Origin of the sequence: Pseudomonas baetica, assembly GCF_051216495.1 — a bacterium.
Taxonomy (GTDB): domain Bacteria; phylum Pseudomonadota; class Gammaproteobacteria; order Pseudomonadales; family Pseudomonadaceae; genus Aquipseudomonas; species Aquipseudomonas baetica_B.
Genome location: NZ_JBPKAM010000034.1, coordinates 19,145 through 39,014 on the forward strand (window position 1 = coordinate 19,145; position 19,870 = coordinate 39,014).

Consider the following 19,870-nt stretch of genomic DNA (forward strand, 5'->3'; position numbering starts at 1 on the left):
GAGCGAATCATGGGTTTATTGAGTTGGGCAAAATCAAAAGTCGTGAGTGCCTTCAACACCATCAAGGAGAAGGCCGTCGCCACGGTCAACTGGTTGGCCGACAAGGCCGAAACCTTTGTGGGCGAAGTCAAAGAGATATGGAAAACGGTCAAACCCTATATCACACACGCCCGGGTCGCCCTCGACACGTTGGCCAAATTCTCTCCCTGGCCGATCGTTACGGCGATGGCGCTGGGTCTGGAGAAGTTTCTGGGTTTCCTCGAAAACATCGAAAAACACCCATTGATGGAAAAGCTGCAAAAGGCCATCGACTGGGTGATCAAGTTCGCCCGGGATATCCGCGAAAAGGTCCTCAACGACATCGAAATCAAGGAAGCCGAAGCGCGCGCGCGCACGTTCGAGGAAGCTGCTGACAGGGTTCCCGCGGCCGAACTGGCGTCGGTCAGGGTTGCCGAGTTGATCAACGCCTACCTGCTGACCAAGGCCAAAATTTTGCGTGTGGTCAATAGCGATCAGTTCAAGGACTTCAATCATTACCTGCGTGTACGCGCCGCCCAGAAACTGCTGAAGTTCTACGAAAAGCGCATGACCTCGATTGAGCAATTGAGCGACGTGGATGCGGACATGATGACCCTGATGGAAATCTCCACCCGCCTGCTGGACGAGAACCCAACCCTGACCCTCGAGCAAACTGCTGCCCTGAACGAACTGACCACCCTGCATTTCGGAAAACCGGTAGTGCCGTTCGTGTTCGAAGAAATGACCCTGGCGTGGAACGTGGATTTGCAACACCTCGAAGATCAATGGCAAACGCTCAACAAGAGCCTGGCCCGCGACAAGGTCCTGGCCAAGCGCATGGCCATGGCCAGCCGTACCGAAGCACTGACGTCGGAAGAACAAGTAGTGCTCAATGACCTGGAACGCAACCTTTACCGCGACACCCAGCGCCTGGAAAACCTGGACGCGAGCGTGCGAGAAAAACGTTCTTTCGTGTATGCATCCGAAGGCTTTTTGCAACTGCTGGAAAAAGACGAGCAGCAGTTGATTGACGATGGCCAGGAATACCTGGCCGACCGCAGCGAGGAGGTCGGAGCCCTGATCGCCCGCTGTGCCCAACAGAATGTGAAGTGGGCAGACCTGAACGAAGACGAACAAGCCTTGCTTGTCGACTTCGGAAACATCTTTGAAGACGACTGCCGCGCGCGCACCGACGCGTTCAAGGAAATCGAGGTCAGCCTGTGAACAGCGAGTTGATGAGCTTTCTGCTACCGCAGCCCGACATGTTGCAGATGGGCTTTTTTGTTTTTATCTGGAGCATCACCATCCTGACCGCACTGGCGGTCACCTTGCAGGCCAAGCCCAAGGGTTGGGAAAAAAAGTGGCGCGGCGGCAATCTGGAATCATCGGCGCTGCAAGCGGATCACGGCTCGGTCCATGATCTAAGTGAAACAGTGGCCACGACCGCTGAAAAGATCGCCAGCATCATGCCGGGGATGTTGCTGGTGGTGGGATTGCTGGGCACCTTCCTGGGTTTGGGCATGGCACTGGACCATGCCTCGACCATTCTGCAAAAAAGCGGTAACGCCTCCGTGGGGGCCATGGGTGGCGCCATGCAGGATCTCACCGCAATGATGCAGGGGCTGGGGACCAAGTTCAAAACGTCCACCTGGGGCATCATGGCCTTCATTCTCCTGAAGGTGTGGGATTTGCTGCTCGGTTACGAGAGCCGTCGGATGGCGTGGTGCATTACCAAGGTAAAGGACCAACTGGAACGCTCCCGAGAACAGCAAGAGGCTGCCAGCAAGGCACATGACGCCTTCCTCCATGGCTGCATTGCCAATGCTGCCAAATACGTAGGCGGCGCCATGGGCAAACAGGCAGATGCGATGAAGCTGCTGTGGCAACAGCAATTGAAAATTCAGCAAGGTACTGAAAACGCAAAACAACAGTTACTGCAGACGGGCTTCGACAACCTGAACACCGGCATTGTCGGCGTAACCCAGGGTCTGAGTGCACTGCTCCAAAGCCAGGCCGACAGCCAGCAAGCCGTGGTCAACGAGATTGCCAGCTCCGCCGAGCGCACCGAGCGCGCACTGAATGAGCTTGTCGAAAGCAATCGCAGCCATTTGCAGACGGGATTCGAGGACCTGAACACCGGTATCGCCGGCGTAACCCAAGGCCTCGGTGCTCTGCTGCAAAATCAGGCCGACAGCCAGCAAGCCGTGGTCGGCGAGATCGCCAACTCCGCCGAGCGCACCGAGCGCGCACTGAGCGAGTCCGCCGAGAGCAACCGCAGTCATTTGCAAAGTGGCTTTGAAGTGCTCAATACCGGAATTACCGGCGTCGCACAGGGTATCGATGGACTACTCCAAGGCCAGGCCGACAGCCAACAGATCCTGCGCGAAGGCCTTGCCATTTCCAACGAGATCGCAAGCTCCAGCAAGCGCGGCGAACTGGCACTGACGGCATTCACCGATAGCAACCATGACAACCTGCAAGCCTTGCAGACGGCTGCGCAAACCATGGGCGATGCCGGTATCAAAGTGGCGCAGTCTGCCACCGAGCTACAAGCCGTGGTGGATAACCTGAACGTGGGCATGACGCAAGTCATGGAAGGTGTGAAAGCCGACCTGAACAGCACTTTGACCACCATGAACAACGACTTCAGCCGAAATCTGAACACCATGGGGACGCAGCTGGAAATCGCGACCGGCAACCTGGCTCAGGTGATGCAATCGGTTAAGGTCGATCTGGGTTCGACCATTCACACCATGAACGAGGACTTCGGCAAGAACCTCGTCAACATGACCTCCAGCCTGAGCGAGGCCACACAAAACATCACCGTTGCTATTGGCAGTATGTCGACCGAGGTCGAGGCTGCCATGAATACCGTAAAAGGAAGCATGGAGAAAACAGCCGAGGCACAGATGACGACTTCCCGAGAGTTCGAGATGGTCAGTGAGCATTTGAACGCCAACATCCTTGAGGTCCAGGAAGTCGTCAAGAAACTGGCCAAGGATATTGTCCTCGGCCTCAAAGCCGTGTCCGAAAGCGGCCAACGCATGGTCTCGCTGGACAAGCGTTACGACAAGGTGTCGGAAATGCTCATCGCGGTTCCAGCCTCCCTCGATGCCTTGGCCAGCGCTGCGACACGGCCACCCGTGGATCTCTCCCCGCTTCAGCAATCCCTTGAACAACTCACCGATGTCGCCCACAGCATCAACGAGTCGGTCACGGCCAGAAAAGCCGTTGAGGCCTGAGTGCGCACATGAAAGAGAAACCAAGCGAGTGGGTATCCATCTCTGACCTGATGGCTGGCGTGATGGCCGTGGTGATGTTGCTGCTGGTGGTTTCGGTGCTGCAAAACCAGTTCGCCGAACTCAAGCGCCAGGAGGAGAAAAACCAGAGTGCGGTCAGCGAACAGGAAAAAGTAACCGGCCTATTGCAGGAGATGAAATCCGCGCTGGATGAACAGGGCGATACGGGACTTGTGTCCTTCGATCTGGCCGGAAACAAAATGACCTTGGGCGACAAGATGTTCGCCCGTGGCAGCGCATGCCTGACCGAAGAGGCACAAAAGCAATTACGACTTGTCAGCCCGCGTATCGCCAGGTTTTTCCAGGGTTCAGGCCAGGCGCAGGTACTGGTGGAAGGGCACACCGACAACATCCAGGTGTCGCGTCCTGTAACGGACTTCGCCAAATTCTGCACGGTATATGACGACAACTTCACCTTGTCTGCCGCACGTGCACGTGAAGCCCGCAAGTTGCTCATCGAATCGCTGGAGGCGACACAAGCCAAACGCGTCATCGTAGCGGGCTACGGCGACTCCCAACCTCTGCCGAACCTCGATCCTGCCGATGAACACAACCGGCGCGTCGAAGTGCAGTTCATCAATCGCTCGGATTCGACCCCACGCATTTGATTGTGCGATCCGGCCTCGACTCACTCGCTGAGTCGAGGCCGCCGTGCCTATTGCTCACGGATAACTAAACCCCTTCACCAACGTCAACTCCCCCACCGCCCGCATCGGCACCAGAAACGTTTCCACTTTCTCGCTCGGCGTCCCCTCCTCGGTAATCACCGTCACTTGCGCGGTGGTCAGCGGTTGTACCGCATCCTCCTGCCCTTCCTCATCACTGCGATAGCCACCGCCGAAGTAGTTCACATACACCAGATATTGCCCCTTGATCGGCGCGGGCATGGCGAAGATTTCGGGGCCGTAGCCGGTGGTGACGTCGACATCGAGTGCCGCGCCGTTGGGCACGACGCGGTCGCCGTACCAGATGTGGGCGCCGTCGGGGGTGATGAGGTGCAGGTCCAGGTCCGTGCCGTCGCTGTCCCAGGCCAGCAGTACGCGCAATTTGGCGGGTGTCGCGCCGCCGCTGGCATTGAGGAACTGTGTGCGTTGGCGGTGCTGACCGTCAGGGCTGCGGACTTCAACGCTGTTGCTGCCATTGGGGAAGGAGAACGGGCGATCGAAGCGGCCGGCGGAGTCGATTTTCAGCGGCATGCTGACGCCGTTGACGATCAATCGGCCGGGCTCATTGGATTTAGGTGTGGCGTTGATCTGGCCACTGATACGTGCGGTGTTGGCCTGGCCGGCAGGCGTGTTTACGGAAGAGGCCGGGTAGTTGACTGACTGGCGGAAACTTTCGCCCTCGCCTTCGGGAGCGCCAGTGCGCCAGCCGCCGACTGGGGTGTCGAGTTTCACGCCGCCGGCCATCGCTGGCGATAGAGCCGCGAACGCGCAGAGCAACAGCAAGACCTGTGGATAACGAAATGTCATGGTCTGTCTATTCCAGCAAAAGGTGACGGGCGAGCCCTTCGATGTAGGTTTCATCCTGGCCATTGGGGTGTGCTTCGAAGGCCAGGTGCAGGTATTCGTGGGTCAGGTCGAGGCGGTCCTGCAACGAGAGGACGCCACGCACGTAGATGCGCTGGCGTTCGCGGTCGACATAGGGCCGACCGAACGCCAGGCGGCAGACGGCGAAGGTGCTGACTTCGTTGTAGCCGGTTTCACTTTCCAGGCGCGGACGCCACCCGCGTCGCTGCTTCTGCAGCCAGTCCTGTGCGGCGGGCAAGGATTCGCAGGAGGCGACGGGGTTGTCCCAGCGGCTGAGGCTGGCGCGTGGATACGCGTGCAACAGGATGGCGTCGTAACGTTGGCCTGCGCGGGCCTGTTCGACGGCTTGCTGCCAGGACAGCTTGTCCGGGCCGGGTTGATCGGAGTGGTAGGTGACGGTGCTGCCGGCCAGTACCAGATCGCTGGTCCACGCGGCGATGTTGCGTGCTTCGGCATTGGCCGGACGTGGAGCGACCCGCTGGCGCTGACTGCTGTCGTCAATGCTCAAGCAGTCGCCATTGCGCGTGGCGTTTTGCAGCAGGTAGGTGCGGATGGCTACGGCCAGGGCTTTGGCGGCTTCTGCGGGTTCCGGAGTGGCTTCACGCTGGAGCACACGGGCGACGTACTCTTCGCGATCCAGGCGGGCGACGAGCTTGTCTTTCAGTAAAAACAGTTCTCCATCGCTGTGGATATCGAGCTGATTGCCGTTGGCGAATTCGACACGATAATCGCCTCGTAACGGCCCCGAAACCGCCTCACCGCTACTCGTCGATACCCGTTCAAATGGATAGCGGGAGAACAGGCCGACTTCAACACAGCGTCCAGCATCAATTGGCCATTGAACAGGCACAACCGCTGATAACGCCGCCGTGTAATCACGCAAAACCCGCTGGCTGGTCCCGCGTCCGCCGGCCCAGATCGGCGTGCCATCCACCGTCCATCCGGCAAATCCACCCTGACGCGACGCAGGGTCCTGATCACCCAACCAGCTCCAGGTTTTCACCCGCAACCGGCTGCCGAGTTCCCCCGCGACGTTGCCGTCAGCAGCGTTCAACACGACATCGAGCAACACGCGCCGTGCCTGCTCCTGCCCAGGCATTACCGCCAACATGTGCAATAACTCGGCGACAGGGACCCGCGTCGCAGGCTGCAATGACCGCACATTCAACAACCACTCCGGCGCCTGCCGCGATTGCCAGTACGCCCGCCAATCCGTATCGACGATTCCCAGGCGCGCCGGCTCGAAATACAAACCGCAGGATTTCACCAGCGCCTGATCCCGCTCGATCCTGCCGCCCGTGGTGCAGCAGTACACTTCCTCTTTCGAGAGCCCTCGACATTCATAAGCCGGGTCACGAGCACCGGTGTCGAGCAGCCAACCGTAAACGAACAACTTCCACACACTGCCCAATGGCGCCTGCAACGTATCCGGCAACGGCTCGCGGGACAGCAATTGTGTCCGGTTCAACGACAACAATTCACCCTTGAACGCCAGACGCAAGGGTTCGTCCTGCGCCATGGACAGCGCAGGGATCAAACACAGCATCCAGTAGAACAAAGGCCGGAACATGTCAGTGGACCGTGACCTGACCAAGCGCCGGTTTCTGTTCCTGAGCCTGATGCTGGGGTGCATACACTTGAGTGAAACGCACCGGCGGCAAGTTGAACTGGCCCTTCTGCGAGAAACGCACCAGATGCCGAAGGCGTAATTCGCCGCTCAGCGCATCCACCGGCACGGCATAGGCCAGTTGTCCCGGCTCGAATCTGGCCTTTTCCAGCGCCGTCGGCTCAGTACCGGCCTTGCCCATGAGCTTGATGCCCCAGGTGGTGCGCTCGACATCGGCGCCGGGAGGTAGCGGTACTTCGAGCAGACCGTAACGCAGTGGTTTGGCGGCCTTGCTGGTCAGGATGACTTCGTCCAGATACAGGCTGTCGCTGGACAATGGCGTGGTACCGAGCGGTTCGAGCTTGAAGGTGAAAGCTGCATCGCCGGGCACCAGGCGCGACAGGCGACGGGTGATGGTGACGGCCATTGGATCAACCGATGGCTGGCGGGTTTGGAAACTCAACGCGGCACGCAGAGGACGCTCTTGTGTTCCGCTCAACGACAACACCGCTGGCACGGGCGAAGCACCCTGCCACGTCCAATACATCTCTCCGGTTTCACCGTATCTTTTCTTCCAGCCATCACCCGGCGCCAGTGCGATGGTCGGGGAAGCTTGTTCGATACTGCGCTGCAACCATATCAACGCCAATGCGCGCTCCAGGGTCGATTGCTGCGGCAGCAGACGCTGAAGCAATGCGTGAGCGCGGGCCTGATCGAACGGTTGCAGCGACAGGTTCAACGCCTCGGCAAAGGGTTGGGAACTGACCGCCAATCGCTGCTGTGCATCGGCCAGTTGCCGGTTGAAAGGCTCCGGCAGCGCGACTTTCGATTGCCTGGCCAACGAGGCAGTCAACACCCGAGCCGCCGACAGACCGAGCGCCGAATCCGGATCACTCATGACGAGACTGTCTTCACCCCCCTCCATCAAGTTCGCGGCGCTGCCCTCACCTGCTTGCGCCAATTCTTCCATCAAACCGCTGAGCAAGGTGTTCACCGGCAATTGCATCTGCCTGGCAAACGACAAGATCAGCGCGCGCTGCAACAGCGGCGTGTTTTTCGCCTGTTTGGCATAGACCTCCAGCACCCGCTGCCAATGCTCCGGCGGCAGGCTCAGCTCCAGCACTTTGCTGGCGTGCCAGTCGGCGTAATAGGCATAGGCCGTGAGGAACGCATCCGGCTCACCGTCCATGCCCCACCAGGTGAAGCTCGCCGACGGCCCGGCCATCTGCACCAGACGCAAGCGGCTGTTTTGCATGATCAGGCGCAAGCGATCACGGATCTGCGGACTCGACGCCAGGGTCGGATAAGCGATGCTCAGCGGCAGCAGTCGACTGGCGGTTTGTTCGACACCGCCATATGGGTAACTCAGCAGGTCATCGAGTGCCGAGCGGAACAGCGCTTGCGGGCTGTCATCCAGACGCAGGCGAATATCCGTGGCGTCCGTCGGCAGAGTCAGCGGCGTCTCGCCGCTGGCCACGTCCAGGCTTTGGGTTTGCGTGACTTGCCATCCCTCACCGGTTGCGCTCAAGCGCACGGCCAGTGCATCGGCGATCTTGCCGTCCTGTACCAACTCGGCGGTCCACTCGCCACTGCTCAACGCGAGCGCCGGCAACGCGATGTAATTGATGCCGCTATTGAGCGTGACGGGAATGCGCTGATCGTTGCCCGCGTAATGAATCACCAGCTCGGCCTTGACCGGGCTTTGCGCCTGACTGAAGGCAAACACGCCGAGATCCGGTTTGTCGCCCGCGCGGAATTTGCTCGGCCCGCTCCACTTCAGGTACAGCGGTTTTTCCGAGCGCACGAACTGCTTCTTCTGCCCGACCTGACCGTCATCGGCGATGGCCCGGGCGGTGATGCGCCAGCGGGTCAGCGAGTCCGGCATCTTGAAGGTGAAACGGGTCTTGCCGCTGGCATCGGTTAGCAGCTCCGGCTGCCACGCCGCCGTGTCGACGTCTTCACGACGTGGCCGCTCCAGCACCTTCACCCCGCGCTCGCTGCGATTGGCCTTGCCCGGTGCACCGGGGCTGCCCGGTAGCGCGACGTCGTAGCTGATGAACGACAGGCTGGCGCTGGTGCGCACGTTGTTGCGCCGTGGGTGGTAGAAGAATTGGTCGATGGTCGGCGCCACTTCCGGTTGCAGCGCATAGACCATTTCGTCGACCACACTGACCGTCAGGTGCGCCGGTATAGCCTTGCCGGCGAACTGGGTGGTGAGATCGACCGTCACCGTATCGCCCGGCTGATAGGTCTCCTTGTCGGTGCTGATCGCCACGTCGATTTGCGGTGTAATCACCTTGATCCCGGCGTTCTGGAAACTGTATTGGCCACCCTTGGTGTACAAGACCGAGAACGTCAGGTTCGGCGTGAAGCTGTCCTTTACCGGGATACGCGCGCGGTATTGGGTGTCACTGAGTTTTTCCATTTTCAACCAGTCGCCACCTTTGGATAGCAGCGCCGTGGCCTCGACCTTGTCGCGCTCCAGCGACAGCAGTGCATCGCTGACCGGCTCGGGGAACGTGATCAGCGCCAGCGCTTCATCGCCGGCCTTGTACTCGGGTTTGTCGAGGACGATTTCGACTGTGCCGGGAACGGCTTTGACGCCATCGCCCGTGACCGAATGCCCGGTGGCACCAAGGGTTCGACCGTGATCATCCCTGAGCGTCAGGTTGTAAGTGCCGGGACGCTCGAAGGCCAGCGTGAAGCTTTTATCGGTCGCCGCCAGCTTGCCTTCGCCAGTGCTCTGGTCTTCCAGGTGAACCCAACCGTAGCTGCTTGGTGCGACCGACGCGACTGGCTCGCTTTCATTGGTGTTGGCGTAGCTGAACGTCACCTTGCCGCCCACCGCGCTGAAGCGCTGCGGTGCGCTCAAGCGGAAATTCGCCGCACCGCGGTCGATGAGGATTTCCTTGGTGGTCTTGACCCGATACGCCGCGCCATCACTGGCAAACACGGTGAGCATGTAGCGGCTCGGTTTCTCGGCGGCGGGCAAATCGAGGGTGGCGTTGCCCTTGGCGTCGGTGGTCAGTTCGGTGCTGGTCAGTTCCACCGGGAATTGCCCGAGATATTGCAGTTCGTTGTCGACCATCGACAGTTGCTGGGCGCGTAGACTCAGGCTGAGCTTGGCGTTGGCCACCGGCTTGCCGTCCGGATACAGCAACACCAGATTGCCCTTCACCGGTTCGCCGGTGCGGTAATCCTGTTTGGCCAGGTTCAGCGAAACCTCGAAGTGCGGCTTGATGTATTCCGCCACACGAAAGGCGCTGCTATAAGCCTGATCCTTGTAGTTGAAACGCAGCTCATAACCACCGGCCACGGCATTGTTGGGCAACTGGAAACGACCTTGGGTGCCGGCCTTGGAATCGAGTTTCAAGTCCAGGCTTTGCAGCGCCGTTCCAGTCGCATCCAGCACGGTCACGCTGACATCGGCGGCCGCTGGCTGCACCGAGTCCCGGGCACTTTTGAATTCGCGACCGACGACTTTCAGTGACACCCAATCCCCCGGCCGATACAGCGGGCGGTCGGTGAAAGCATAGAGTTTGGTGTCGTAGATTTCGCTGTCGTAGTAGAAGTTTTCCGAGACGAAAACCCCACCCTCTTCGTCCTCGCCGATCACGAACGAACGCTCGGGGCTGACGTGTTTGAGCCGCAGCAATCCGTCGGCATCGGTGGCGCCACTGCTCATCACACCCAGGCCATCGGTCCACAACACATTAACCTTGGACACCGAGCTGCCCTCGTGTTTGCGCGCGGCCCACACCAGCAATTCATCGCCGGCAATCTTGCTCACCGCCACGGTGTTGGAGACGAACACCATGGTCGTTGCGCGGTACTTGCCGATCAGCGCTTCCACCAGGTACAGGCCCGGTTTCAGGTGGCCCAACGGGATATAAACGTTGCCTGGCGCAACGCTGACGAATTCGCTGGAGGACCCGGCCAGGTTCACGCCCTCGGGTGGCTGGATCGGCTTGGCTTGCCACAGCGGATAACGGAACTGACTGACCACTGGCAGGCCCGGAATCAAGGCGAATTGCGGCTGCGCGTCGTAGGGCGTCGGCGCGACCATGGCAGCACCCATCTTCAGTTCCGGTACTTCTTCGGTGACCTGTTTACGCGACTCGTAGGAAAACGCCCGCTGCATCACCCGACGGGATTTGCGGTACCAGTTGTCCCACAGGTAAGCCAGGGTGTTCGACAACCCTTCGCCCTTGAACTGGCCGTCGCTGACCACGCGGTGCAGGTTCTTCTGACGTTTGAGGAAGTCCAGCGGCTTGTCGATCCGGTACACACGGATATCGGCACCGCCGTACGGCTCCATGCGGAATCGACGGTAGTCACGACCCGGCGCCTCGAGGCGCACCATCGCCTGTTCGTCGCTGGCGAAACTGCTGTCGGCCAACAGGAAAAAGCTTTCACCGGCCACCGGCGTATAACCGCTCGGTTCGACGGTGTCTTCGGCCTGCACCGCCGAAAAAGGCAGTACCAGCACCAACAACAGAGGCAGTAAACGCAACATGCGGGCACCGATCATTGGGAGAGAAAATTCAATCGATAGACGCCGATGAAGTTGGGGTTGGCTGCATCGGGTATCCATCGGGTGTCCTTCCATGTCATGAGTTGTTGCAGGCTTGCCGAACGCATGCCGTTATCGGTGGGGGTGGTGGTACCGGTGTGATAGGCAATGTAGCGGCCCATCCAGATCATCAGGTGCTGGTCATCGCCCTGATCGAAGAACATCAGGTCGCCTGGCCTCGCTTGCGAAACATCGCGGCCAACCAGATGACTGTTGAACTGAATCAATTTGATTGCGTTGACGTAAGGTCCGACCTTGCCGCCACCCTGCTGCCATTGTTGGGCGAGGCCACGCTGGGCATCAGTCAGTTGCAATTCCGGCGGCAGGTAGCGATTGGACAGGCCATTGCTGCGCAGCCATTTTTCGTCGTGGACTTTCAGCGCTTCGTTGGCGGCGAAGCGCACCAGCCCGGCGCAGTCCTGCTGATACCAGCGCGGGCTCGGGCCCTGGCTCAGTTGTTCCTGGGCAATGCGCACGAACCAGGCGCGGAACACCTGGGATTGCTGCACATCCAGTGGTGGTGTTTCGACGGCCAGAACAGGTCCTGTCAGCAGCAGCGCCAACAAACCGAAACGTCGGATCAATCTGGTCACAGCGCTTTCCACTCCAGCGGCAGCCATTGCCAGTGGCCATCGGGCTCGCTGCCTTCGGGCAGGGTCAGGGCGTACTTGCCGTAACCGCCGAGGGTGCGCAGTTTCGGAATCAGAAAGGTTTGCGCGGCGTTGTAGAACACCGGTTCCATGTCCTGGGGCAGGCTGTCGAGGGTTTCCCGTTGCATCAGTTGCGCCATGGCATCCGGGCCGAAGTAGACCGGCATCAGCACGTCTTTGGGTACCACGTCGGCCATTGGCGGGAAGCGCTTGTCGAGGGTCCCAAGGGCCTTGTCCACCAACTTATCGTCGAGGGAGAACAGCAATGTCGAACCGTGGCGCGCCAGGCTCACGCGCATGAAGGCCTTGCCGGTGATCGCGTCCGGGTTCTCGGCTTCCTTGGCCGCGTAGGGGCCGAAATTGGAACTGACCTGACGCTGCCACTGATGCGCCTGGCCCTCCTGTTTTTCCACCACCGGGAATGCATGATCATCGACGTTGCCCTCATAGGCGCCGACCATCGAACCGAATAGTTTGCCCAAGTCGCCGTCGAGTTTGGCGCTGTCCTTGTCATTCAGGCTGGCCACCAATAACGGCGTGTACAACCGCGAATCGGCGTACCAGCACAGGCCCGCCGCACCGGCCATGTGCTCGGTCAGCGCCTGCGCCACCTTCTCTTCAGCGCCGAGTTTCACCAGCAACGGCTTCTGTTGTTCGGCGGCCAATGGCAGCGCCACGCAGGCGCTGGCACCCATTGGCATGGCTTGCCAGACCGGTTTGAAATCGAAATCCGGCTGGTTTTTCAGTTCATCCATGGCCAGGAAGCTGTGCCACCCCTTATCGTCCATGTCGAAACGCAGGCCGGCGAAGTTCGGGATAAAACGCTGATACCCCATGACCAGGACACTGGCATTGACCGACAACCGCTGCTTGACCTCAGGCGCCCGGGGCTCCAGGCCGAAGGCCTCAGGGAACAGTTTGTCGCCACCCAGCAGCGCGGCAATGGCTTGGGTCGAGACACTGCCCGATTCCGGAGTCACGCCGCTTTGCGGGTCGTAGAGTTTGGTCGGATTCGACAACACCACCAGTTTGTCGCCATGGGAGGCGAACACCAGCGCCTTGCTGGCGTTGAAGGTGAGCTGATAGAGCGCCACGTCATCGGTGCCGACTTTCACGTCAGCGATCTTGCTCAGTTGCGAATCATCCAGCGCCACTTTCGCCAGCGGCTCCAGCACCTTGGCCAAACCACCGCGATCCATCACCAACAGGAAATCCTTGAGCCGGCCATCCGCCCCGCGCCACAGCGCGATATCGGCCGGTTGATCGAACAGTTGCTCGATCAAGGTGTCCTGCAGTTTCAGGTCGTGCTCGTAAATGATCCGTCGCAGACTGCCGATCAACCCGAGTCGGTCGGCGTGGGTTTCGTAATAGAAGACGAAATCTTCAGTCAGGGTTTGCTTGAGGAACGGCACCGCCAACAGGTCCTTGGGCAACTGGCTCAGGGACCGGGTTTCCAGCAAGCCATCAGGACGGCTCATGCCGAGCTTTTCCGCCGCCAGTTGTGGTACCGGGGCCTTGCTTTTATGCAGCCACCAACCCATGCCGCCAGCCACGCCCGCGACCAGACATAACCCGGCCACGATGATTGGCCAGCGACGGGACGGCTTCACGCCCGGCGTTTCGGCGGCCGGGGCTGCTCCCGGTAAATCAGTGTTATCGCTCATGAATACAAACCCAATTCATCCGTGGTGCGGGATGCTCAATAGTTGAAAGTCTTGACCAGCAGCAGGTCGCCGATCGCGCGCAGGGGCACGATGAAGGTCTCGCGTTTTTCGTCGACGGTGTTTTCGTTGAGCACCAGATTGATCTGCGAGGTGATCACCTCATTCTGGTTGCTGGTCTCATCGAAGTTATAGCCGCCGCTGCCGAAGTTGCCCCAATAGTTCACGTAAACCAGATAGGTGCCATGCAGGGGCGCGGTCATGGTGAACATTTCCGGGCCGGGGCCATCGACACCGTCCGGATCGAGGCCGCCGCCGTTGCTCATCGCCGGGCGCGTCCAGAACGCATGCTGGCCATCGGGCGTGATGATGTGCAGGTCGAGTTCAGCTTTGGGATCGTCCCAACCCAGCACCAAGCGAATCCGCGCTGGCGTGCGCAAATTGTTGGCTTCGTAAAATTGAACGCGTTTGAGCGACTGGCCCTCGGCACTGCGCACTTCGACGCTGTTGGAGCCGGCGCCGAACGCATACGGACGGGCGAAACGCCCTTGGTCGTCGGTGTACAGGTTCAGTGGATTGCCGTTTACCGCGAGGGTATGGGGGCCGCGTTGTGTGCCAATGGCCTTGAGCTGGCCCTGGATCATCGTGCGATTGCGCTGCACGCCCCGGTCGATGGGTGGCGTGGGGTAGGCGACTTGCGGGTTTTCCGTGTGGTCCAGCAAGCCGTTGAAGCGCCAGCCGCCCACCGGCTCCGACAACTCGGCACTGGGCGCGGCCAGGACCGGAGCACAGACCCACCCGATCAGCAGCAACAGAAATAAACGCATGTGACGCCTCCTGCCATGCATGACGAAACCTTGCGCCTGATCCTCGGCGCGTTACAGATGTGGATACTGCGTTTCGTCTGAAAGACCCGTGAAGAGTGGGTCGTTGATGGCGCGAAGATTAGTCGCTCTGTTTGGGCCTAACAATCGGATAATTCCTACAATGCTGCGCGAATCACGGCTGTGGATAGATGGTGAGCCGAATAGCGAACTTATTCGGCTCACGAAATGAGCCGAATAATTCGTAGTGTCTGGTTCGCCACTTACTTGGTGGGGAGAGGATTTACTGTGGCGAGGGGATTTATCCCCGTTGGGATCACGAAGCGCCCCCAATGACCGTTCAGGTAGATTGAATTGTCTGCATTTACGACTGCTCCGCAGCCGAACGGGGATAAATCCCCTCGCCACAGGTCCCGTTGTGCCCTGTACAACCTGGCCGAAACACCCCGCTCATTTGCCCATAAACCCCCTATCTGCTAGTGTCGCGCCGGTTTAACGTCAACCGGAAATCGCCGCCATGGCCCGCAAAAAAGCTGCACTGGATTTCGAACAGTCCCTCGCCGACCTGCAAACGCTGGTGGAGCGTCTGGAGAACGGTGAATTGTCGCTGGAAGACTCGCTGACCGCTTTCGAGCAAGGCATCGGCCTGACCCGCGATTGCCAGGCGGCGCTGGCCCAGGCCGAGCAAAAGGTTCAGGTGCTGCTCGAACGTGATGGCGAGTTGGCCGAGGAACCCTTCGACGCGGATCAACCAGAATGATTGCAGCGTACTCGGCGACCAGCCAGGCCCGTGTCAACGCGGCTCTGGAAACCCTGTTCAATGCGCCTCTGCCGGAACTGGCGCGGCTCTATGAAGCGATGCGCTACAGCGTCATGAATGGTGGCAAGCGCGTGCGTCCGCTGCTGGCCTATGCCGCTTGCGAAGCGCTGGGCGGCAAGGCCGAACAAGCCAACGGCGCAGCTTGCGCGGTGGAACTGATTCACGCCTATTCGTTGGTGCACGACGATTTGCCGGCCATGGACGACGACGATCTGCGTCGCGGCCAACCCACCACCCACAAGAAATTCGATGAAGCCTGCGCGATCCTCGCCGGTGACGGCTTGCAGAGCCTGGCCTTCAGCGCCCTGCTCGACCCGCGCCTGAGCAGCCTGGATGCAGACATCCGCCTGCAAATGGTCACTGCCTTGGCCCAAGCCGCAGGCCCGGCAGGCATGGTCGGCGGTCAAGCCATCGATCTAGGTTCGGTCGGGTTGAAGCTCGATCAGAAAGCGCTGGAACAGATGCATCGCCACAAGACCGGTGCGCTGATCGAAGCCAGCGTCAAACTCGGCGCCCTGGCCAGTGGCCGGGCCGAGAAGGACGAACTCAAATCCCTGCAGACGTATGCACAGGCCGTCGGCCTGGCGTTCCAGGTCCAGGACGACATTCTCGACGTCGAAAGCGATACCGAAACCCTGGGCAAACGCCAGGGCGCCGACATTGCCCGGGATAAGCCGACCTACCCGGCCCTGCTCGGCCTCGACGCGGCCAAGGCTTACGCCCTGGAGCTGCGCGATCAGGCCCTGCACGCGCTGCGACCGTTTGACGCGGCCGCCGAGCCATTGCGTGACCTGGCCCGCTATATCGTCGAGCGCCGCCACTGACGGCGAATCCGCCAAAAAAGACCAACGCGTGGGCAGGGACCGATGCATCAGGTAAACTGCCGCATCTTTTATACCTATAACGATTCGCCTGATGCCCACGACGTTTCATGAGATTCCCCGCAAGCGCCCGACCACGCCCCTGCTCGACCGCGCGAACACGCCGGACGGCCTGCGCCGGTTAGGCGAAGCCGAGCTGGAAACCCTGGCCGATGAGTTGCGCCTGGAATTGCTCTACACGGTCGGTCAGACCGGTGGGCATTTCGGTGCCGGCCTGGGCGTGATCGAGCTGACCATCGCGCTGCATTACGTGTTCGACACACCGGATGACCGGTTGGTGTGGGACGTGGGTCATCAGGCCTATCCGCACAAGATCCTTACCGGTCGCCGCGAGCGCATGGGCACCCTGCGTCAGAAGGACGGCATCGCCGCCTTCCCGCGCCGCTCCGAAAGTGAGTACGACACCTTTGGCGTCGGCCACTCCAGCACCTCGATCAGCGCCGCACTGGGCATGGCCATCGCCGCCCGCCTGCAGAACAGCGATCGCAAGGCCATTGCCGTGATCGGCGACGGTGCCCTGACCGCCGGCATGGCGTTCGAAGCGCTGAACCATGCGCCGGAAGTGGACGCCAATATGCTGGTGATCCTCAACGACAACGACATGTCGATCTCGCGCAACGTCGGCGGCCTGTCGAATTATCTGGCGAAGATCCTTTCCAGCCGTACCTACGCGAGCATGCGCGAAGGCAGCAAGAAAGTGCTGTCACGCCTGCCCGGCGCCTGGGAAATCGCCCGTCGCACTGAAGAGTACGCCAAAGGCATGCTGGTGCCCGGCACGCTGTTCGAAGAGCTGGGCTGGAACTACATCGGCCCGATCGACGGACATGACCTGCCGACCCTGATCGCCACCCTGCGTAACATGCGCGATCTGAAAGGCCCGCAGTTCCTGCATGTGGTCACCAAGAAAGGCAAAGGCTTCGCCCCGGCGGAAGTCGACCCGATCGGTTACCACGCCATCACCAAGCTCGAACCGTTGAACGCCCCCGCCGCCGCACCGAAAAAGGCCAGCGGACCGAAGTACTCCGGTGTGTTCGGCGAATGGCTGTGCGACATGGCCGCTGCCGATCCGCGTCTGGTCGGGATCACCCCGGCGATGAAGGAGGGCTCCGACCTGGTGGCGTTCAGCGAGCGTTTCCCGCAGCGCTACTTCGACGTGGCGATTGCCGAACAGCACGCCGTGACCCTCGCCGCCGGCATGGCGTGCGAAGGCGCGAAACCGGTGGTGGCGATCTATTCGACCTTTTTGCAACGCGGCTACGACCAGCTGGTGCATGACGTGGCGGTGCAAAACCTCGACGTGCTGTTCGCCATCGACCGCGCCGGCCTGGTCGGCGAAGACGGCCCGACCCATGCGGGCAGCTTCGACCTGTCGTTCCTGCGCTGCATCCCCGGCATGCTGGTGATGACCCCGAGCGACGAAAACGAACTGCGTAAAATGCTCACCACCGGCCACCTGTACGAAGGCCCGGCGGCAGTGCGCTACCCTCGCGGCAACGGTCCGAACGCGACCATCGAGAAAGACCTCGAACCGATCGAAATCGGCAAAGGCGTGGTGCGCCGCCAGGGCAGCAAAGTCGCCCTACTGGTGTTCGGTGTGCAACTGGCCGAGGCACTGAAAGTCGCCGAGACGCTGGATGCCACCGTGGTCGACATGCGCTTCGTCAAACCGCTGGACGAAGCACTGGTGCGTGAAATCGCCGCCAGCCACGAGCTGCTGGTGACCGTCGAAGAGAACGCGATCATGGGCGGAGCCGGTGGCGCGGTCAGCGAGTTCCTTGCCCGGGAAAACATCCTCAAGTCGATGCTGCACCTGGGCTTGCCGGACCTCTACGTCGAACACGCCAAGCCTGCTCAGATGCTGGCTGAATGCGGACTGGATGAAGCCGGGATCGAAGCGTCGATTCGCGAGCGCCTGCAACTGCTGAACATCTAAGCACCAGACACATGCAAAACCCTGTGGGAGCGAGCCTGCTCGCGATAGCGGTCTGACAGTCATCCTTTCCTTGACTGACACACCCTCATCGCGAGCAGGCTCGCTCCCACAGTTGTTAGCGTCACACCAGACCTGCCATGGACTTTCCTTGAAACTCTCCCCCCTCGCCCTGACGCTGACCCTGCTGCCGGCCGGCCAACTCTTGGCCGAATCTTTCGAACGCGAGCAGGCCCTGAAACTGCCCGACGTACTGATCAGCGCCAACCGTCAGGTCGAAGCCCGCAACGACAGCAGCGCCGCCAACACGGTGTTCACCCGAGAAGACATCGATCGCCTGCAGCCGAATAGCGTCACGGACCTGCTGCGCCGCGTGCCGGGCGTGCAAATCGCGCAAACCGGCGGGCGCGGCAGTCTGCCGGGGGTCTACATTCGCGGTACGCAATCGGCCCAGAGCCTGGTGCTGGTGGACGGCCAGCGGATCGGTAACTCGACCTCCGGCGACAGCAACCTGCAGCACATCAACATCGAACAGGTCGAGCGCGTGGAAGTGCTGCGCGGCTCCCGTTCGGTGATTTATGGCAGCGACGCGATTGGTGGCGTGATCCAGATCTTCACCCGCCGTGGCAATGAACCGGGCTTGCGGCCGCAACTGCACATGGGTGTTGGCAGCAACCAGACCTGGGAGCGCAGCCTTGGCCTGTCCGGTGGCGATGAGAAAACCCGCTTCAATCTCGGCGCCAGCCTCGATGAGACCGCCGGGATCAACCGCACCCACGAGTCCTATCCCAGCGATGGCGACCATGACGCCTACCGCAACCAGTCGTTCAGCTTGAGCCTCAGCCATGCGTTGAACGAGGACATCGAAATCGGCGCCAACCTTCTGGATAACCGTGGCAAAAGCGAATTCGACAACCCGTTCGGCCGCTTCGACCTGGAGACATTCGAGTCCGTCCAGCAGCAGCCCTACAGCGAATTCGACGTCAGCAGCTTGAGCAGCTACCTCGACGCACAGGTCAACGACCTGTGGAAAACCCGCGTCGAATTCGGCCACAGCGAAAACCGCGAGAAGACCCTCGACAAACTCAGCGATGAACGCAGCGTGTTCAATACCTACCGCGACTCCGTGAGCTGGCAGAATGACCTGACCCTCAATGAGCGCAACAGCTTGATCCTCGGCGGTGACTGGTACGAAGACCGGGTCAACAGCAGCACGGTTTTCGACGAAGACAGTCGCTGGAACCGCGCGGTGTTTATCCAGCATCGCTACCACTCCGACAGTTTCTCCACCGAGCTGGGCTTGCGCCGTGACCAGAACCAGCAATTCGGCGGCCAGAACAGCTGGAGCGGCACCTTTACCCTGCCGCTCAACCCGGACAACGATCTGCTGTTGACCTACAGCGAAGGCTTCCGCGCACCGACCTTCAACGACCTGTATTACCCGGACTTCAGCAACCCGGACCTCAAGCCTGAAACCTCGAAAAGCTATGAGCTGCAATGGCGCAGCCAAATGACCGAGGACAGTCGTCTGGAGGCCTCGCTGTACCGGACGGACCTGAAAGACGCGATCATCTTCGGCAGTAACTCACGCCCGGAAAACGTCGCCTCCGCGCGGATCAACGGCTTTGAAGCGGCCTTGAAGCAGGAGTTGTTCGGCTGGCAGAGCAACCTTGGCATCGCGATCATCGACCCGCGCGACCGCGACACCGGTCATACCCTGGCACGCCGTGCACGACGGACCTTGAGCCTGGATGTGGATCGGCAGTTTGATCGACTGGGTCTCGGCGCCAGTTGGCAGGCGGTCAGCAGCAGTTATGACGACTTGAACAATCAGCAGCCCTTGGGCGGTTACGCCTTGCTGGGATTACGCAGCAGCTGGGAGCTCAATCGCGAAATCAAGCTGGAACTCAAGGTGGATAACCTGCTGGACAAGGATTACAGCCGGGTTTTGTACAGCCATGAGGGCAATCAGTACGGGTATCGTGAAGAAGGTCGGGCGTGGATGTTTGGAGTGACCTGGATGCCGGAGATCTAATAGCGACCCGGTCACCTGTGGCGAGGGGATTTATCCCCTCGCCA

Annotated in this window: 13 protein-coding genes; 7 read left to right on the forward strand and 6 right to left on the reverse strand. The window is 60.5% G+C overall.

The features are described 5' to 3' along the window. Window positions 1-9: 9 nt before the first annotated feature. The 3 genes from ACSFE6_RS14235 to ACSFE6_RS14245 are packed head-to-tail and all read left to right on the forward strand — an operon-like array spanning window position 10 to window position 3,925. Entirely contained in the window at window positions 10-1,242 is a 1,233-nt protein-coding gene (locus ACSFE6_RS14235; RefSeq protein ID WP_435428206.1) for a hypothetical protein, read from the forward strand. Further along, on the forward strand, window positions 1,239-3,260 hold the full coding sequence (locus ACSFE6_RS14240) for a hypothetical protein (RefSeq protein WP_435428207.1): 2,022 nt from the start codon (window positions 1,239-1,241) through the stop codon (window positions 3,258-3,260). Before ACSFE6_RS14235 ends, ACSFE6_RS14240 begins: the two co-directional genes overlap by 4 nt. 8 nt (window positions 3,261-3,268) lie before the next feature. After that, window positions 3,269-3,925: an OmpA/MotB family protein gene (locus tag ACSFE6_RS14245; RefSeq protein ID WP_435428208.1), complete on the forward strand. Its 657-nt coding sequence runs from the start codon at window positions 3,269-3,271 to the stop codon at window positions 3,923-3,925. Window positions 3,926-3,979: 54 nt separating this feature from the next. Here ACSFE6_RS14245 and ACSFE6_RS14250 read toward each other — a convergent pair whose 3' ends face one another. The 6 genes from ACSFE6_RS14250 to ACSFE6_RS14275 are packed head-to-tail and all read right to left on the reverse strand — an operon-like array spanning window position 3,980 to window position 14,163. After that, a complete protein-coding gene (locus tag ACSFE6_RS14250) occupies window positions 3,980-4,789 on the reverse strand; it encodes a YfaP family protein (RefSeq protein WP_435428209.1) in 810 nt (269 codons plus the stop codon). 7 nt (window positions 4,790-4,796) lie between these two features. After that, window positions 4,797-6,416, reverse strand: a complete 1,620-nt coding sequence (locus ACSFE6_RS14255) for a DUF2300 domain-containing protein (protein WP_435428210.1) — start codon at window positions 6,414-6,416, stop codon at window positions 4,797-4,799. A gap of 1 nt (window position 6,417) precedes the next feature. Beyond that, window positions 6,418-10,983, reverse strand: a complete 4,566-nt coding sequence (locus tag ACSFE6_RS14260; protein ID WP_435428211.1) for an alpha-2-macroglobulin family protein — start codon at window positions 10,981-10,983, stop codon at window positions 6,418-6,420. After that, window positions 10,980-11,645, reverse strand: coding sequence for a DUF1175 domain-containing protein (locus ACSFE6_RS14265; RefSeq protein WP_435428212.1), 666 nt, complete (start codon window positions 11,643-11,645; stop codon window positions 10,980-10,982). Before ACSFE6_RS14265 ends, ACSFE6_RS14260 begins: the two co-directional genes overlap by 4 nt. Further along, window positions 11,615-13,339 carry a DUF2138 domain-containing protein gene (locus tag ACSFE6_RS14270; protein WP_435428213.1) on the reverse strand — a complete coding sequence of 575 codons (1,725 nt, stop codon included), beginning with the start codon at window positions 13,337-13,339 and terminating at the stop codon, window positions 11,615-11,617. The genes ACSFE6_RS14265 and ACSFE6_RS14270 overlap by 31 nt, the downstream gene beginning before the upstream one ends. Window positions 13,340-13,374: 35 nt before the next feature. Beyond that, window positions 13,375-14,163, reverse strand: coding sequence for a YfaP family protein (locus tag ACSFE6_RS14275; RefSeq protein WP_435428214.1), 789 nt, complete (start codon window positions 14,161-14,163; stop codon window positions 13,375-13,377). 514 nt (window positions 14,164-14,677) lie between these two features. Between ACSFE6_RS14275 and ACSFE6_RS14280 the strand changes: the two genes are divergently transcribed. The 4 genes from ACSFE6_RS14280 to ACSFE6_RS14295 all read left to right on the forward strand — a co-directional run bounded on the left by ACSFE6_RS14280 (window position 14,678) and on the right by ACSFE6_RS14295 (window position 19,826). Continuing rightward, a complete protein-coding gene (locus ACSFE6_RS14280) occupies window positions 14,678-14,920 on the forward strand; it encodes an exodeoxyribonuclease VII small subunit (RefSeq protein ID WP_007894317.1) in 243 nt (80 codons plus the stop codon). Beyond that, a complete protein-coding gene (gene ispA / locus ACSFE6_RS14285) occupies window positions 14,917-15,804 on the forward strand; it encodes a (2E,6E)-farnesyl diphosphate synthase (RefSeq protein ID WP_435428215.1) in 888 nt (295 codons plus the stop codon). The genes ACSFE6_RS14280 and ispA overlap by 4 nt, the downstream gene beginning before the upstream one ends. Window positions 15,805-15,895: 91 nt before the next feature. Beyond that, the gene (gene dxs / locus ACSFE6_RS14290; RefSeq protein ID WP_435428216.1) at window positions 15,896-17,794 is read left to right on the forward strand and encodes a 1-deoxy-D-xylulose-5-phosphate synthase; all 1,899 of its coding nucleotides are present in this window, start codon (window positions 15,896-15,898) and stop codon (window positions 17,792-17,794) included. 148 nt (window positions 17,795-17,942) lie between these two features. Beyond that, window positions 17,943-19,826 (forward strand): TonB-dependent receptor domain-containing protein, encoded by a 1,884-nt coding sequence (locus ACSFE6_RS14295; protein ID WP_435428217.1) that lies wholly within the window; start codon window positions 17,943-17,945, stop codon window positions 19,824-19,826. Window positions 19,827-19,870: the final 44 nt, after the last annotated feature.